The organism is Capnocytophaga sp. oral taxon 412 str. F0487 (assembly GCF_000271925.1).
GTDB lineage: Bacteria > Bacteroidota > Bacteroidia > Flavobacteriales > Flavobacteriaceae > Capnocytophaga > Capnocytophaga ochracea.
The window spans coordinates 1-16,499 of record NZ_AJZR01000017.1 but is presented as its reverse complement, the minus strand read 5'-3'; the positions used below and the strand labels follow the sequence as shown (position 1 = coordinate 16,499).

Below are 16,499 nucleotides of genomic sequence, written 5' to 3'. Positions count from 1 at the left end.
TAGGTCTACAATGGCTCTACAGTGGCTCTACAGTGGCTCTACAGTGGCTCTACAGTGGCTCTACAGTGGCTCTACAGTGGCTCTACAGTGGCTCTACAGTGGCTCTACAGTGGCTCTACAGTGGCTCTACAGTAGCTCTACAGTGGCTCTACAGTGGCTCTACAACGAATAAAAGACGAACGATGAACGAAGGAATAACAAACCTAAGTAGAAGGAAAGTTGAAGCTAAGATAGAGATAAAAAGAAGGTTATTAGTGGATTTCAACTTTGCCAAAGGTGCGAGACGCACAGGCGGGTGGTGTGAGCCACACAGGCAGACGGTGCGAGCCGCACGGGCAAATAGGAAAAAGATGAGTGAGAAGCCCCCGAACCCCCGAAGGGGGACAAGCCTTAAAGAGAAATTGGTGAAGGCTATCGGTCTGAAAAACAAGACTTATTTGAAGATAGAGAGAAGCTGAATCAAGCCTAAGAAAAACAAAAGAGGGTGCGAGACGCACAGGCGGGTGGTGTGAGCCACACAGGCAGAGGGTGCGAGCTACACGGGCGGGTAGAAAAACTAGCAAATTAGCGAATTTGGGAATTAGTAAATGAGAGTGCGAGTTGCATAGGCAAATCAAGAATGAACGAAGGTAAGAAAAAACTAAGGCAAAGGCAAGAGATTATAAAGATAATTATTAAAGATTTGAAAATGGGTATATTTTACTTTTTTGCTGATTTATCAGTTGATAATGTAGAGTTTTTTGGTTTTTCATTACTTATTCTTTAGTTTTTTGTATCTTTGCCCTCTGACAACTAAAAGAATAAGACCCATAGAATGGAAATAACCAAAGAAAATAGACAGTGGCTTGATGACTTACACCTTAACCACCCCGTAGTAATTGCTGGACCTTGCAGTGCTGAGACTGAAGAACAAGTGCTGAAAATAGCACATAGCCTAAAAGATACTGATGTATCTTTCTTCCGTGCAGGTATTTGGAAACCTCGTACCCGCCCAGGTATGTTTGAAGGTGTAGGAGCGTTAGGGCTCAAATGGCTACAACGGGTAAAAGAAGAAACGGGACTCAAAACGGCTACCGAAGTAGCCAATAAAGACCACGTGAAGCTTGCCTTGGAGCACGATATTGATATGTTGTGGATAGGAGCGCGCTCTACTGTGAGTCCGTTTATTATTCAAGAAATAGCCGATGAGCTAGAAGGCACTGATAAGATTATCTTGGTAAAAAATCCTGTAAACCCCGATCTTCCGTTATGGATAGGAGCTTTGGAACGATTACAACGCGCAGGCATCAGAAACTTGGGGGTGATACATCGCGGATTTTCTACTTACGAAAAGACCAAATACCGCAATATTCCTGAATGGCAATTGGTAATTGAACTGCAAAACAAGTTCCCTGACTTGCCACTTATTTGCGACCCTTCGCATATCACCGGCAAACGCGATATGATTTTTGATGTATCGCAAACGGCTCTCGACTTGAACTTCGATGGCTTAATGATTGAAACGCACTGTACGCCTGATGCTGCGTGGAGTGATGCAGCACAACAGGTTACCCCTGAACGCCTCATACAAATAATGAGAGATTTGCGCATTCGCGAGGCTTCGGTAGCTGAGGAAGACTATGTGAGTCAGTTAAGTAATTTACGTTCGCGCATTGATATACTGGACAACAAATTATTGGATTTACTCAAAAGACGTATGGAGGTAGCCGATGAGATAGGAATGCTGAAAAAAGCGAATAATGTAGCGATTTTGCAAAACCAACGTTGGCACGAAATTCTTGGCAAAATGATATCAGAAGGCGAACAACGCAACCTAAGTGAGGATTTAGTGATTCAGGTATTTAAGGCTATTCACCAAGAATCTATCAACCGCCAGGAGAGAGTGGTAAAGAGTGAAAAGTGATTGATAGACTTTTCTGACCTTTCTTACCGAAAAAAAAGACAGTAAGCCAAAATAGCTCAAAACTGATGTAATTCCAGTGTCCATACGTCTTTTGTTTAATTAAAATATGACATAAAGATATGCCATATTTTTAATATTTAGAAAGAGAAACGAAAAAATATAAAATGATATTTGTTTTTTAATAGAAAAGTCGTACATTTGTTGCGAAAAACTATTGTATAAAATGACTATGGAAAAAACTGTCAAACGTTTTTTAGACGTAATACTTGAACAAGCAACTCCTCTTATTGCAAGTCTCAACAAAGGTGTTTCGGATACCCAAATAGCAGTATTTGAGGGGGAAATGGGTATTACTTTGCCTTCTGAGGTGAGAAAGCTATACCAGACTTTCAACGGACAAAAAGAAGGCGAAAACGATGTATTCTTCCTTAATGGTTTGCGTTTTATCCCTTTAGAAGAAATCAAACGCACCCAAGAACACTGGCTTGAGCAATTGGAGAGTGTGCCTAATTGGCAGTCACTCCGCTTTGATGAAGAAGAGGCGATTGATATGTGCTGGGATAAGGTAATAAAAAACCAATTTTATAATCCTAAATGGATTCCATTCCTCTCCAATGGGGCGCGCTTTATGTTCATAGACCTCGACCCCGATGAAGAAGGTATAATAGGTCAGATAGGAGAAATAGATTTGGTGTTGGATTCTATAGAAGACTCTTTTATGGATTTGCACCACGACTCTATGGAAGATTGGCTCGAATTCCTTACTGATGACATTGAAAAGGGAATCGTGTACTACGACAACGATATGCACTCGCTCATTGAAGCCGTTTCTTATGACGAAGAAAACGATTTGCCTAATATCTTCGCTCCTACCCCCGATTATGTATCGGAAGGAGGCTCGAACGTTTATAACTATTCCGAAAAAGACAGAAGCGATTTTGTATTGCCTGACCGCACTTGTGTGTATATGGACGAAATTTGTGACCATTTTGAAAAATATATCGGCAAAATAGACAGCGTATTCCACGAAATCGTCTCAGAATATGTGCATATAGATGTACATTGGATTAAACCTACCCCCGAAACGCCTTACAATGTACTCTTTACTACCGGTATGAGCGATTACCCTATGTACTTGCCCGAAGGCTTAGATGACCCGAACGACTACAGCCACGCTGAGCTAATGGTCTACCTCCCCGCCGATTGGCCTATCAGCGATGAAGCTTTTAAAGACGACGATAACTATTGGCCTATCTACTTCCTTAAAATGATAGCGCGTTTTCCTCATCAGTACAAAACGTGGATGGCCGAAGGACACACTATCCCTAATGGTCCCGATGCCGAACCTATTGCCAATACCGATTTCGGTTGTATACTGCTAATGCCCCCTTACTTATCGGCACCACAGGACTTCTTAAAGTTACACACCAAAGACGGTACAATTATCAATTTCTATTGTATTTTGCCTATTTATCCAGAAGAAATGGATTTAAAATTAGAAGAAGGTGTAGATGAACTTCTCAGTCTTTTTGATGAATACCAAATCTCCGAAGTCATAGATATCCACCGCAAGAACGTAGCTTTATAAAACAAGCATAAAAAAACAGATGAAACATAAAGGTCTCATCTGTTTTTCTTTAATATCTCTGCCAGCATTTTCTTAGCTCTTAGCAGGGTAATCTTCACACTGCTCATTGGTGATTGCATCTCTTCGGCAATCTCTTTATAGCTTTTTTCGTGCAAATAGCGCAGTTGTATTGCCGTTCGGTAAGGCTCTTTTAGTTGTTTTATACTTTTTAAGAGGTAGTCGAACTGCTGTTCCATAATGAGGCTATCCTCTATGATGGGGGTCTCATCTATCAGTGTTTTAGATTGCTTTTCCTCTCGATCTAAGTGCAATAGCGACTCATTTTGCTTTCTCAGGTTATCTATGTGAATATTTTTAGAAATAGCAATTAACCAAGTGCGGAAAGAATATCGTTCGTCGTAAGTATGGAGCTTATCGAATGCTTTAGCAAATGTTTGTATGCTAATATCCTCTGCTTCAACTTCATCATTCACACGCTTGAGCTGAAAGTTGTACACATCAGTCCAAAACTCGTCCAACAACCAACTAAAAGCTCGTTGTTTACCTGCTTTTGCAGCGACTATATTTTCAGCAAGTGCTTCTGCCATTATTTATTTCTGCACTCTTGTTCGTCGGGTAAGCGACCGCAGAAACTGCAAGGTTCCCCTTCAGGGTTTAAATGTGGATTTTGGCTCGCACAAGTACCAGCAAATTTACCGCCTTTTTTACCCCAAATCTTAATTGCCATACCTGCTACACATAGCAGTAATATACCAATAGTTAATAATATTAATTTCATTTTTCAGTTATTTAAGATTAAAAAGAGATTCCACGGCGGGAACTCTCTCACATGTAAAACCTTCCGCAAAATCTGTACCAATTAGCCTACCCAAATCTCGTGCTCTGTAAGTAACGCTATCTAAAAAGTTCTTGTCAGAAATTGGAGTAGTGGGCTCATTGCTATTACTGTCGTAAAACTGAGAGCTGTACGCTAACACAGCATTCATTTTAGCTTCCATAAAACCTGTGATATCTATCACAAAATCAGGGACTATATTCTTCCACTGAATGTAGTGATACACTACTTTAGGACGCCAAGCTGTTTGTGCTACACCGTCGAGAGTAGTTTCGATGCGTCGCAAACCGCTGAGAAAACAAGCATCACTCACGAGTTTGCTACCTTTGCCGTGGTCGATATGGCGGTCGTCTATAGCATTGCAAAGCACTATCTCGGGCTGATATTGACGTATTTTTTTAATAATCTCCATTTGATGAGCTTCGTTATTTATGAAAAAACCATCACGGAATTTTAAATTTTCGCGTATACTTACCCCTAATCGCTCTTTGGCTTTGGTTGCCTCTTGGTGTCGTATTTCAGCACTGCCACGTGTGCCCAATTCGCCTTGTGTTAGGTCGATAATGCCCACACTTCTGCCTAAGCTAATCTCTTTGGCAATGGTGCCTGCAGCCCCTAATTCTACATCATCGGGGTGTGCCCCAAAAGCTAATATATCTAATTTCATCTTGTTATTTATTAATTGTCTCTTTTATTTCTGTTGCAATTTTGTCTAACATCTCATACCTATAGCGATAGAGCGACCTCTTGCTCGATTTGATCTCTTCCATTGGTTTGCGGTGCATTTCAATAGGGAGCTTGAACCACCCATCTTTATCGGGAGTGCCATTGGCCTCTTTCCACAATGTGTCATAACTAAAACTGAGTTTGTGCAACCATTCTATATGAATAAAGTGTTTTTTGTTATGTGCCTGTATCTTACTGCCTACCCCATACAAAGCAGAGCAACCTAATTGCCTGCTAAGTTCCTGAATGATAAATATCATCAGGGCTTTAGGGCGAAGAGCATACATTTGTTTTTGTAGTTCTTTGATAGCATTCTCAGTTTCGGCACTTTTGTTACCTTGTACACAGCCTATACGACATACCCACTCCTCATTTTCTTTATCAATCACAAAAGAAGCTTCACAGATAGCCTCCTGATAACTATCACAATGCAACGAGACCACTAATTCCCCCTCTTTGCGGAAACGTTCATTGTATCCGAGGTATATTTGTCCCTTTTCGCTGTTGTATTTCATTGTGACCTCAGCCAATTTGATAGGCTTTTCTTCTTGGATAACACGCGTCAAAAAGGGCTGTTGCTTGATAAAAGCATAACAACTCAGCAAGGCTTTAGTTCGTTCTTTCTTGCCCCATTTGGTAGACATATACACCCTAAAAGGCTTAAAATAAATACGAGGACGGTGTGAAAGCACCCATTTATACTCTTCTGATTGTATCAAACTGAACCATTTTTTAGCAAATGGGATGTTTAACAAGGTGTGGAAGAGTATCTTGTTCTTTTGTTTTTTGATGTATTTGGGATTTTCGTTGGCAAAACTATGTTCTGTCAAAGCTAAAGCATCGTGTAGTAGTTCTCTTGTCGTCATTAATTCTCGATTCTATATGATTATTTTTCAATCCATTGTGTTACTTCATCGCTAGAAGGTAAGGTTTTAGGGTCGATTACCTTTTCTAACTTTCCGTCTCTGCCAATGAGGTATTTTTGAAAGTTCCATTGCACTTTAGAATCTTCTACACCGTTTTTTGCTTTCTGGGTAAGAAACTGATACAGAGGGTGCATATTCTTTCCTTTTACCGATATTTTGCTCATCATCGGGAATGTTACTCCATAGTTGATATTGCAAAATGAAGCAATTTGTTCATTACTACCAGGTTCTTGCCCTAAGAAATTATTAGCAGGGAATCCTATAATGATAAAATCTTTGTCCTTATACTGCTGATAAAGCGCTTCGAGTTCTTTGTATTGAGAGGTTAGACCGCATTTTGAGGCAGTGTTTACAATCATTACTTTCTTGCCTTTGAGGTCGGCAAAGGCAAAGGGTTTGCCGTTGATATCTTCTACAGTAAACTGATAAATAGTTTGATTATCAGCGTTGTTTTGTGCTTGTAGATTTTCCATAGTGAGGGTGAATAAAGTGATAATAAAAGTGAAGTATTTCATAGAAAAATTAAAATTTGTGGCAAAGTTACGTAAAAGGTTTGATTTATTAAAGAAAAACTTTATATTTGCCCAAAAATTAATGACTATGTTTTCAGAGAAAGCTTTTAAAATATTTGAAGAAAGTATTGCGCAATACCACATTGCCGACGATGTATATCAGTCTTTTACAAACCCTTATCCATCAACTGACTTGCTCAATCACTTGCTCTATCGCAAGAATTGGATTGACACCGTGCAATGGCATTATGAGGATATTATTCGCGACCCACATATCGACCCAGTGGCTGCCCTTGATCTCAAGCGCAAAATCGATGCTTCTAACCAGGATCGTACCGATATGGTAGAGTATATAGATAGCTACTTTTTAGACTTGTATAAGGAGGTAAAACCACTTCCTGAGGCTACTATCAACACCGAGAGTCCTGCGTGGGCAGTGGATAGGCTTTCTATTTTAGCACTGAAAATTTACCATATGGAGGAAGAAGTAAACCGCCCCGATGCCACCCCTGAGCATCGCGCTAAATGCCAAGAAAAACTGAATGTTCTCCTCGAACAGAAAAAAGACCTCTCTACCGCTCTCGACCAGCTTTTAGACGATATTGCTGCAGGTCGCAAATATATGAAGGTCTATAAACAAATGAAAATGTATAATGATGATGAGTTGAACCCGGTGTTGAGAGGAAGTAAATAAGAGATAATAAAAACTGCCCCAAACAATTTGAGGCAGTTTTTTTATTTGTTAATTTTCAAATTTGCTAATTAACGAATACTTGCTTTGAGGTATTCTCTGTTAAGGCGTGCTATATTTTCAAGTGAAATACCTTTAGGACATTCTACCTCGCAGGCACCAGTGTTGGTACAGTTACCAAAACCTTCGTGCTCCATTTGGTTCACCATATTCAGTACGCGCTCAGTAGCCTCTACACGACCTTGAGGAAGAAGGGCAAATTGCGATACTTTAGCAGCCACAAACAGCATAGCCGAAGAGTTTTTACAAGTAGCCACACAAGCACCACAACCTATACAAGCCGCAGCGTCCATAGAGCGGTCAGCATCGCGTTTAGGGATTGGAATAGCGTTAGCATCTTGTGTATTACCCGAAGTATTTACAGAGATATATCCTCCTGCTTGTTGAATGCGTTCAAAAGCAGTTCTATCTACCATCAAGTCTTTAATAACAGGGAAAGCAGTAGCGCGCCAAGGTTCGATAGTGATAGTATCACCATCTTTAAACATACGCATATGCAACTGACAAGTAGTTACCCCACGGTCAGGTCCGTGGGCTTCACCGTTGATGAAGAGAGAGCACATACCACAGATACCTTCGCGGCAATCGTGGTCAAAAGCCACAGGTTCTTCACCTTGTTCGATGAGTTGCTCATTGAGTACATCCAACATTTCCAAAAAAGACATATGGTCTGAAATGTTGGTTACTTTATAATCTACCATACGACCTTTCTCTTGCGAGTTTTTTTGTCGCCACACTTTTAGTGTCAGGTTCATTGTTGCCATATCTTTCTATTTATAACTACGTTGTTTTAGTTCAATATCTTTAAATACAAGAGGTTCTTTATGCATAATCTCCTCGCTTGGGTTGTAAGTATTCACCACCTCTTTAGGGTTACCTGTGTACTGCCAAGCAGCTACGTAAGCATAATTTACGTCATCACGAAGAGCTTCCCCATCAGGTGTTTGATATTCTTCACGGAAGTGACCTCCACAAGACTCATTACGCTCTAAAGCGTCTTTAGCAAATAGCTCACCAAGTTCAAGGAAGTCAGCCACACGACCAGCTTTTTCAAGCTCTACGTTCATACCAGTTAGCTCTCCTGGTACTTTTACATTCTTCCAGAAGTCTTCGCGTATTTCGCGTATTTCTTTGATAGCCTCTTTCAAGCCCTCAGCATTACGCGCCATACCTACTTTATCCCACATCACTTTACCAAGTTTTTTATGGAAGTAGTCTACAGAGTGCGTACCTTTATTGTTGATGAAGTAAGCCAAACGCTCTTTTACTATGCGCTCTGCCTCATCAAACTCAGGAGTATCAGTAGGTATTTTACCAGTACGAATATCAGCAGCCAAGTAGTCACCAATAGTATAAGGCAATACAAAGTAACCATCAGCCAAACCTTGCATCAAAGCAGAAGCCCCTAAACGGTTAGCGCCGTGGTCTGAGAAGTTAGCCTCACCGATAGCATAGCAACCAGGGATAGTAGTCATCAAGTTGTAATCTACCCAAATACCCCCCATAGTATAGTGGGTTGCAGGATAAATCATCATTGGCGTTTTATATGGGTTTTCAGCTACGATTTTTTCGTACATTTGGAAAAGGTTACCATACTTAGCCTCTACTATCTTTTCACCGCGTTTGATAATCTCCTCTTTAGTAGGATTTTCAACACCGTGTATCTTACATTGTTCTTTACCATAACGCTCAATAGCCGAAGCAAAGTCAAGGTATACTGCCTCACCAGTCTCGTTTACTCCATAACCTGCATCGCAACGCTCTTTAGCAGCACGCGAAGCCACGTCACGAGGCACAAGGTTACCAAACGCAGGATAACGACGCTCTAAGTAGTAATCGCGGTCTTCTTCAGGTATATCAGTAGGTTTCTTGCGTTTTTCGCGTATCGCCACTGCATCTTCCATTTTCTTAGGCACCCAAATACGTCCGTCGTTACGCAAAGATTCGGACATCAAAGTTAATTTAGACTGATAGTCACCTGAACGAGGAATACAAGTAGGGTGAATTTGAGTGAAGCAAGGGTTAGCAAAGTAAGCACCTTTTTTGTGGATTTTCCAAGCAGCAGTAGCGTTAGAGCCCATCGCATTGGTTGAAAGGAAGTATACGTTACCATAACCACCAGAAGCGATAACCACAGCGTGAGCAGAGTGGCGTTCAATTTCGCCAGTAACAAGGTTACGAGCGATGATACCACGAGCTTTACCGTCTACGATTACCACATCAAGCATTTCGTGGCGGTTGTACATATCAATTTTACCACGAGCGATTTGGCGATTCATCGCAGCATAGCAACCGAGCAAGAGCTGTTGTCCTGTTTGACCTTTGGCATAGAAAGTACGAGAAACCAATACCCCACCGAAAGAACGGTTGTCTAAGAGTCCGCCGTAATCACGAGCGAAAGGTACGCCTTGCGCCACACATTGGTCGATGATGTTACCCGATACTTCAGCAAGGCGATATACGTTTGCTTCACGAGCGCGGTAGTCGCCCCCTTTTACAGTATCGTAGAACAAGCGATAGATAGAGTCGCCATCGCCCATATAGTTTTTAGCGGCATTGATCCCCCCTTGAGCAGCGATAGAGTGCGCACGACGAGGAGAATCTTGGTAAGCAAATGCTTTCACGTTGTAGCCTAATTCAGCGAGGGTAGCTGCAGCCGAACCTCCTGCCAAGCCAGTACCTACCACAATCACATCGATATTACGCTTGTTAGCAGGGTTTACGAGGTTGATATGGTCTTTATATTTCGTCCATTTGTCCGCTATAGGACCTTCAGGAATTTTAGAATCTAATGTACTCATAAAATTAAGCATTTAAGTGATTAAAATAATGGAAGAGGGCGATGAAGATAAAGCCTCCACAGATAATATAAGAATACCAATTGCCAACGCAGCTGATAAACTTTTTGCGCTCATCGTCTTTCCAGCCCATAGATTGGAAAGATGATTGAAAGCCGTGTAGCAAGTGCAAAGCCAAAGCGATAAAGGCTAACACATAAATACCCACACGCACAGGGTTGTGGAATTTCTCTACTAATTCTCCGTAGTAGCGGTCGGGGTTTGGAGGTAATTGCTCGATGTACTTGTAGTTCATTTCGCCTACCCAAAAATCATAGAGGTGCAACCCTAAGAAGAGAAGAATCACCACTCCTGTGATAATCATATTACGAGACATCCAAGTGGAGTTAGCCCCCCCATTATAGCTGTAATATGCCTCACTACCACGAGCTTTTTTGTTTTGGATTTCCAAGACAAATCCCATAATGAAGTGGAACAACACCCCAGCGAGTAATACAGGTTGCATAGCAAACTGAATCAGCGGGTTAGTACCCATAAAATGAGATAGCTCGTTGTAAGTACTCTCGCTAATCACCGAGGTGATGTTTACCGCAAAGTGAATGATTAGAAAGAGAATGAGAAAGAGTGCCGAAAGAGCCATCGCCACCTTTCTTGCAACAGATGTTTTAAATAATCCTGCCATTCGTTTTATAGTTTTATATATGTATATATTACGTTAAACAATTTCGCTACAAAAGTACGGCATTTTTATCAGTTGTACAATAAAAAATGAACAAAAACCTTAATTTATATTCGGTTTAAAGAAGGAAAATAAGAGTTAGCAGCTGAAATTGATTTATTAAGAAGATATTAACATTCTGTATTGCTTATTTTATTCTTTACAATTTCGTTCTTCTCAATCTTAAAGCATTACTTATAACACTTACAGAGCTAAAGCTCATTGCTAAAGCACCCAACATAGGAGAAAGCAGGATACCAAAGATAGGGTATAGTACTCCTGCCGCAACGGGAATACCTACGCTGTTATACACTAACGCAAAGAAAAGGTTTTCGCGTATGTTTTTCACCACCGCTTTGCTGAGTTTTTTGGTTTTTACGATTCCACTCAAGTCGCCTTTTACCAAAGTGATTTTAGCACTTTCTATCGCAATATCAGTTCCGTTACCCATTGCGATACCCACATTGGCTTGTGCTAAAGCAGGAGCATCGTTGATACCATCGCCTGCCATTGCTACAATTTTACCTTCCGCTTGCAAACGCACTATTTCCTCTTGCTTGTTTTGAGGAAGCATTCCCGCTTTGTACTGAGTGATACCTATTTCTTTGGCTACAGCCTCAGCTGTAAGCGGATTATCACCGGTGAGCATCACGATTTCTACCCCTAAGTCTTGCAACTCTTGTATTGCTTTAGCAGTAGAGGCTTTTACTTTATCGGTTATGGCGACTGCCCCTATCACTTGGTTTCCTACGACTACGAGCGAAACGGTTTTTCCTTGCGCTTGTTCGGCTTTTACAGCAGTGCTTACTTCTTCCGGCAAAGCAATATTGAGTTCTTTTATCAGACGTTCGTTGCCAAAGAAATAATCTTTTCCTTCAAAAGAGGCTTTTACTCCTCTGCCCGCTAAGGCTTCAAAGTGGGTGAAAGGTAAGGAAGTAATACCTTGTGCTTGAGCATATGTATTGGTAGCTTTGGCAAGCGGGTGTTCGCTATGCTTGTTAAGACTGTAAAGCGTTTGTAGCAAGTCTTTTTCGGTAGTATTGCCAAAAGTGAGCACACGACTCACACTAGGTTTACCTTCGGTGAGGGTACCCGTTTTATCTACAACCAAAGTATTGACGTGGTTCATCACTTCTAAGGCTTCGGCATTGCGTATCAAGATACCGTTTTGAGCTCCTTTGCCTACGCCTACCATTACCGACATAGGGGTGGCTAAACCGAGTGCACAAGGGCAAGCGATAATCAATACTGCTACGGCATTGAGCAGGGCGTATACGTAAGCATTTTCACCTCCAACAACTGACCATATCACAAAGGTAAGCACTGAAATACCTATCACAATAGGCACAAAGTAAGAGGCTATCTTGTCGGCTAAATTTTGAATGGGAGCACGGCTACTGCTGGCTTGTTGTACCAACTGTACGATTTGAGAGAGCAGGGTATCGCTACCTACCTTTTCGGCTTGCATCACAAAGGACTGCATACCGTTGAGCGTACCTGCCGATACCTTATTGCCCACTTCTTTTTCCGCAGGAATAGGTTCGCCCGTAATCATACTCTCGTCTATGCTCGCACTACCTTCGGTAATTACACCATCAACAGGGATTTTCTCCCCAGGTTTTACCCGAAGCAAATCGCCTTTTTTCACTTCTTCTATAAAGACGGTTACTTCTTTGCCGTGAACAATTTTAGTAGCTTCATTAGGCGCTAAGTTCAATAGTTTTTTGATAGCGCTTTGGGTACGACTGTGGGCATCGGCTTCGAGCACTTGTCCTAAGAGTACCAAAGTGAGAATGACTGTAGCAGCTTCGAAATACAAGTGTACTGTGCCGTGTTCTTTGAATTGTTCAGGGAACATATCAGGGACTAACAGTCCTACTACACTGAAAAGCCAAGCTACACCAGCACCTATCCCTATGAGGGTAAACATATTGAAGTGCAAGGTCTTGATACTGCGCCAAGCCCTTTCGAAGAATATCCAGCAGAAATAGAAAACTACTGGTAAGGAGAGCGCAAACTGCACCCAGTTCCAAGCACTTACGGGCATTAGCTCATACAGCGGATTGTTGTGCCACATTCCGCTCATTGCGATGATAAAGATAGGGAGAGTAAAGGCTACAGCACCCCAAAAATGACGACGTAACTTTTTGCGTTTTTGGTCTTCTGCACTTTCACCTTCAGGAGCCTCTGTACTTACTTGCTCTACTAAATCCATACCACATACAGGGCAATCACCGGGGTGATCGTAGGTTTTATCGCCTTCGCAGTGCATAGGACAATAGAAAACACCATTGCCTTTAACTTTTTTGGGAGACTCTTCGTGGTGATGATGTTGTTGCTGAGCTCCTCCTACTTGTTCTACCAAGTGCATACCACATACAGGGCAATCACCGGGGTGATCGTAGGTTTTATCGCCTTCGCAGTGCATAGGACAATAGAAAACACCAGAGCCTTCAGAATTTGAAGACTGATGAATGCTATAATGAGTACCCTCTAAGGCTTTTTCAAGAGCTTCAAAAGGGATTTCTCTATCGGTTTCGACAGTAGCTTTTTTAGTAGCGAAATCTACGGTAACAGCTGTTACGCCTGCTACTTCAGAGAGCTTTTTTTGTACGGTATTGGCACAACCTGTGCACTCCATACCTTCTATATTGTATTCCATAAATTGTAAATGTTAAAAAGTTATTTGTTTTACGCTGCAAAGATACAGCAAAACATCTACTTGGATATTACACAATTTTGTATTTAATTTGTAAGATTTTAAACCTCATCTAAAGACTTACGTTTGTTATCTTTTATCTGCTTGAAAAAGCTAGGGGTGAGTCCTGTAACTTTTTTAAACTGATTGCTTAAGTGCGCTACACTTGAATAGTTGAGTTGATAAGCTATTTCACTAAGCGTCAGTTCGTCATATACTAAGAGTTCCTTTACTCTCTCAATCTTTTGAGCAATAAAGAATTTTTCAATTGTTCTGCCTTCTACCTCAGAAAACAAACGCGATAAAGCCCCGTAATCTCGACCTAATTCACTGCTGAGTATTTCAGAAAGGTTAAACGATAGTTTGTTGTCTTGGTTATGTATCAAATTGATAATGATAGATTTTATTTTTTCAATAACAACACTTTTCTTATCGTTCATCACCTCAAATCCTAAGGGTAAGAGAGCTTGTTTGATAGCTTGTATCTCATCAGACGAAAGTTCCTGTGTAAAAGTAATTTCACCCAAATTGATGCTTTGTGGTGTTAAGCCTAATGCTTTTAACTGTTCATCGAGTACTATTATACAACGATGGCAGACCATATTTTTTACAAATAACTTTGTCATATATTTCTTTTAAGGATTAAGATATTATAAAGTGCTTAAAAGTGATACCCAAAACCTATATTCATATAGATGGGATACATATCAAAAGTAATTGTTTTAAAGTCCTTTTTAAAGATATCATTCATTCCGTAGGTGAGCTCAGCATTGATATTGAAATGCTTGAACGCTTGCCAAGAGCCTCCTATCAGTGTGCCCCAATGCCAATAGCGGAGATGATTGCTAAAATCATAAGAGGCTATCTGTCCGTTAGTAAAACTTACTTTCTCACCGATAGGACTACCTTCTCGTAAATAACCTTCGGTAACATAGCCTGAGAAATTGCCGTCCATACGGTAAGAAACGAATGTACCTAAGCGCAGTTTCCAACGATTAGCAAGGTGATAGTTCAGTGATATAGGCAAGGTAACGAATGAACTTTTGTAGGTAGTATGTACATCACCCGTCCAATAGCCCGCCACGTGGTTACCTTGTTCTATAATCTCCATTCCGTAGTTCTTTACATTCGCATCGGTTTCCATACCCTTTTCTTCGAATCGTAAGCTAGCTGAGATACCCCATTTAGGAGTAAGCCATTTGGTTACAGACCCTTCGAATGAGCCATTAAACTTTGGGCTATATCCCTTTATCTTGCGTATTTCTTTAGGGAGTGGTATTGGGCTTGCACCTCCTATATTTACGCCAGCTTTTAGTTCGTATTCCCAACCTTTAGCTTCTGATTGTACAAGCGTTTCAGTACGTTCGTTTTGCGCATATGAAAAACAGCTCAATAGCATTAAGCATACAATAACGATATTCTTTTTCATAACTTCATTATTCATAAGATAATTGCATTTCATCTACATAAAGAGTACTACCTACGGCTGCTGTAAAATCAGCACCTTTTTCACTGGAACTAAGTACTATAGCAAGACTATACTTTCCTTCTTTTAGTTTTTTAGTATCGATAGAGCGACCTTTTATTGTTTTAAAAGGAATAGAGAACTGTACCCAATTATCGGTTTCTCTCTTGTCGGTTAGTTGTGCCATTAACACTATATTATTGTGTGTTTTGATGTTAGTTCCATCTAAATGAGGTACTTGAGAAGTTACCTCGTAGAACACCGCATAAATATCACATTTGTCTTTTTGGTTAGGTATTACATTGCCGTTTTTATCGGTAAGTTTTTCACCAGCTTTGTATTTGTAATATCCTGAGAGATGGGTAGGTTTTCTTTTGAAAGGAATCCCGAAATGAGTAGATTTTGCAGGGGTGAACAAATCTATTTCAAAACTTCCTGTGAAGAGATTACCAGCTGCGATAGGAGCACCAAAAGTTTTTCCTAAAACCCCTGTGCTTTGTGTTACGAGTTTCACACATTTCCCTCTGTATCCACTCTCACTCTGACTTGTAGGGAACTCATCGGGTTTAGCACTACTGTTGGTAAATTTAAACCCTGCATTTCCGCTACTCCAAGCGATTTCTTGTCCGCTTACTGAGGTATCGTAAAAAGTGTAGTAGCCATCGGTAACACGAGCGTTTTCGAAGTGATAGTGAGCGATAATTTCATTGGTAAGACAACTCACTTTATAAGTTTTCTGCCAATTACCGTCCTCAGAGGTTACCACATAAGTTTGAGGGGTAGAGAAGTCGCGTACAGTACCGCTGGTAGGACTGATAGTTGCCCCTTGTGTAAGGGTGAAGCGAGGAGCGAGGTTTTTTACTTTATCTAAATCGGTTACGTAGAGTTTTACCTCAGTGTTTTGGATTATGGGCTCACGAATGAGCAGATTGCCGTCGACCTCACAGGTTAGGATATCGGCTTCGGTATTTGGGGCTTCGCTTTTGATACAGCTTTGCAATGTGAATAGCGAGGCTATGGTAATGATGATATTTTGAAGTTTCATATATGCTGTTCAATGAATTTAGACTGCAAAGGTAGGAAATATTTTTTTTAATACCAATAATGCCAGAAATTAGAAAATGAGGAAATGGGGAGATGAGAAAATGAGGAAATGAGGAAATTAGCAAATGAGTAGTGATAAAAATTGTTTATTGATAGGTGAGACTTGTCGGACAAAATCGGATAGGTTAGAGAGAGCAAAAGGAAACGAAGAAGTTCGGAATAGGAGTAGGAGAGATTTTGGTGAAAAAAGGCTATAAGGAGGGTGGGGTTAGCTTATAGAGAGCTTATAGGAAGCTTATACGAATCTTGGACGATTGGTATAGAAAGGGTGTGTAAAAAATTGATTCATAGCACAATACAACAACGCTAAAAATGTTAAAATAAGGGTTTCGAGGCGAAAGAAAAGAGAAGAGGTGCTAGGCCTTAGGACATAGGCACTAGGAGGGAGTATGAAGGAAAGGGGCGAATGTAGCGACTCACTTATTCAGTAAGCCCCCGAACCCCCGAAGGGGGGCAAGCTGGAAAAGGTGACAAA

General features: G+C 40.9%; 16 protein-coding genes. 4 read left to right on the top strand and 12 right to left on the bottom strand.

Features of this window, described 5'->3' with window-relative positions:
• Positions 1–182: 182 nt before the first annotated feature.
• The 3 genes from HMPREF1321_RS11405 to HMPREF1321_RS02670 all read left to right on the top strand — a co-directional run bounded on the left by HMPREF1321_RS11405 (position 183) and on the right by HMPREF1321_RS02670 (position 3,491).
• Positions 183–458 (top strand): hypothetical protein, encoded by a 276-nt coding sequence (locus HMPREF1321_RS11405; protein WP_009421256.1) that lies wholly within the window; start codon positions 183–185, stop codon positions 456–458.
• Between the two features lie 356 nt (positions 459–814).
• Positions 815–1,903, top strand: coding sequence for a bifunctional 3-deoxy-7-phosphoheptulonate synthase/chorismate mutase type II (locus tag HMPREF1321_RS02675; protein ID WP_009421257.1), 1,089 nt, complete (start codon positions 815–817; stop codon positions 1,901–1,903).
• A gap of 229 nt (positions 1,904–2,132) precedes the next feature.
• Positions 2,133–3,491 (top strand): suppressor of fused domain protein, encoded by a 1,359-nt coding sequence (locus HMPREF1321_RS02670; RefSeq protein ID WP_009421260.1) that lies wholly within the window; start codon positions 2,133–2,135, stop codon positions 3,489–3,491.
• Between the two features lie 35 nt (positions 3,492–3,526).
• Here the strand turns inward: HMPREF1321_RS02670 and HMPREF1321_RS02665 are convergent, their stop codons facing one another.
• The 5 genes from HMPREF1321_RS02665 to HMPREF1321_RS02645 are packed head-to-tail and all read right to left on the bottom strand — an operon-like array spanning position 3,527 to position 6,493.
• The gene (locus tag HMPREF1321_RS02665; RefSeq protein ID WP_002673201.1) at positions 3,527–4,078 is read right to left on the bottom strand and encodes an RNA polymerase sigma factor; all 552 of its coding nucleotides are present in this window, start codon (positions 4,076–4,078) and stop codon (positions 3,527–3,529) included.
• On the bottom strand, positions 4,078–4,269 hold the full coding sequence (locus HMPREF1321_RS02660) for a hypothetical protein (protein WP_002673203.1): 192 nt from the start codon (positions 4,267–4,269) through the stop codon (positions 4,078–4,080). The genes HMPREF1321_RS02665 and HMPREF1321_RS02660 overlap by 1 nt, the downstream gene beginning before the upstream one ends.
• Positions 4,270–4,276: 7 nt before the next feature.
• The gene (gene bshB1, locus HMPREF1321_RS02655) at positions 4,277–4,993 is read right to left on the bottom strand and encodes a bacillithiol biosynthesis deacetylase BshB1 (protein WP_009421249.1); all 717 of its coding nucleotides are present in this window, start codon (positions 4,991–4,993) and stop codon (positions 4,277–4,279) included.
• Between the two features lie 4 nt (positions 4,994–4,997).
• Complete coding sequence (locus HMPREF1321_RS02650; RefSeq protein ID WP_009421253.1) at positions 4,998–5,918, bottom strand: VirK/YbjX family protein; 921 nt, start codon at positions 5,916–5,918, stop codon at positions 4,998–5,000.
• Positions 5,919–5,938: 20 nt separating this feature from the next.
• Positions 5,939–6,493, bottom strand: a complete 555-nt coding sequence (locus tag HMPREF1321_RS02645) for a glutathione peroxidase (RefSeq protein WP_009421250.1) — start codon at positions 6,491–6,493, stop codon at positions 5,939–5,941.
• Between the two features lie 85 nt (positions 6,494–6,578).
• Between HMPREF1321_RS02645 and HMPREF1321_RS02640 the strand changes: the two genes are divergently transcribed.
• On the top strand, positions 6,579–7,184 hold the full coding sequence (locus HMPREF1321_RS02640; protein WP_009421254.1) for a DUF4254 domain-containing protein: 606 nt from the start codon (positions 6,579–6,581) through the stop codon (positions 7,182–7,184).
• A 68-nt stretch (positions 7,185–7,252) separates the two neighbouring features.
• Here the strand turns inward: HMPREF1321_RS02640 and HMPREF1321_RS02635 are convergent, their stop codons facing one another.
• The 7 genes from HMPREF1321_RS02635 to HMPREF1321_RS02605 all read right to left on the bottom strand — a co-directional run bounded on the left by HMPREF1321_RS02635 (position 7,253) and on the right by HMPREF1321_RS02605 (position 15,965).
• Positions 7,253–8,005 (bottom strand): succinate dehydrogenase/fumarate reductase iron-sulfur subunit, encoded by a 753-nt coding sequence (locus HMPREF1321_RS02635; RefSeq protein ID WP_009388732.1) that lies wholly within the window; start codon positions 8,003–8,005, stop codon positions 7,253–7,255.
• A gap of 6 nt (positions 8,006–8,011) precedes the next feature.
• The gene (locus tag HMPREF1321_RS02630; RefSeq protein ID WP_009421251.1) at positions 8,012–10,042 is read right to left on the bottom strand and encodes a fumarate reductase/succinate dehydrogenase flavoprotein subunit; all 2,031 of its coding nucleotides are present in this window, start codon (positions 10,040–10,042) and stop codon (positions 8,012–8,014) included.
• 4 nt (positions 10,043–10,046) lie between these two features.
• Positions 10,047–10,721, bottom strand: a complete 675-nt coding sequence (locus HMPREF1321_RS02625; protein ID WP_009421261.1) for a succinate dehydrogenase cytochrome b subunit — start codon at positions 10,719–10,721, stop codon at positions 10,047–10,049.
• A gap of 196 nt (positions 10,722–10,917) precedes the next feature.
• Positions 10,918–13,419 (bottom strand): heavy metal translocating P-type ATPase, encoded by a 2,502-nt coding sequence (locus tag HMPREF1321_RS02620; RefSeq protein ID WP_009421252.1) that lies wholly within the window; start codon positions 13,417–13,419, stop codon positions 10,918–10,920.
• Between the two features lie 98 nt (positions 13,420–13,517).
• Entirely contained in the window at positions 13,518–14,081 is a 564-nt protein-coding gene (locus HMPREF1321_RS02615) for a helix-turn-helix domain-containing protein (RefSeq protein ID WP_009421255.1), read from the bottom strand.
• Between the two features lie 35 nt (positions 14,082–14,116).
• On the bottom strand, positions 14,117–14,899 hold the full coding sequence (locus HMPREF1321_RS02610; RefSeq protein WP_009421263.1) for a porin family protein: 783 nt from the start codon (positions 14,897–14,899) through the stop codon (positions 14,117–14,119).
• Positions 14,892–15,965, bottom strand: a complete 1,074-nt coding sequence (locus tag HMPREF1321_RS02605; RefSeq protein ID WP_009421258.1) for a PCMD domain-containing protein — start codon at positions 15,963–15,965, stop codon at positions 14,892–14,894. The genes HMPREF1321_RS02610 and HMPREF1321_RS02605 overlap by 8 nt, the downstream gene beginning before the upstream one ends.
• Positions 15,966–16,499: the final 534 nt, after the last annotated feature.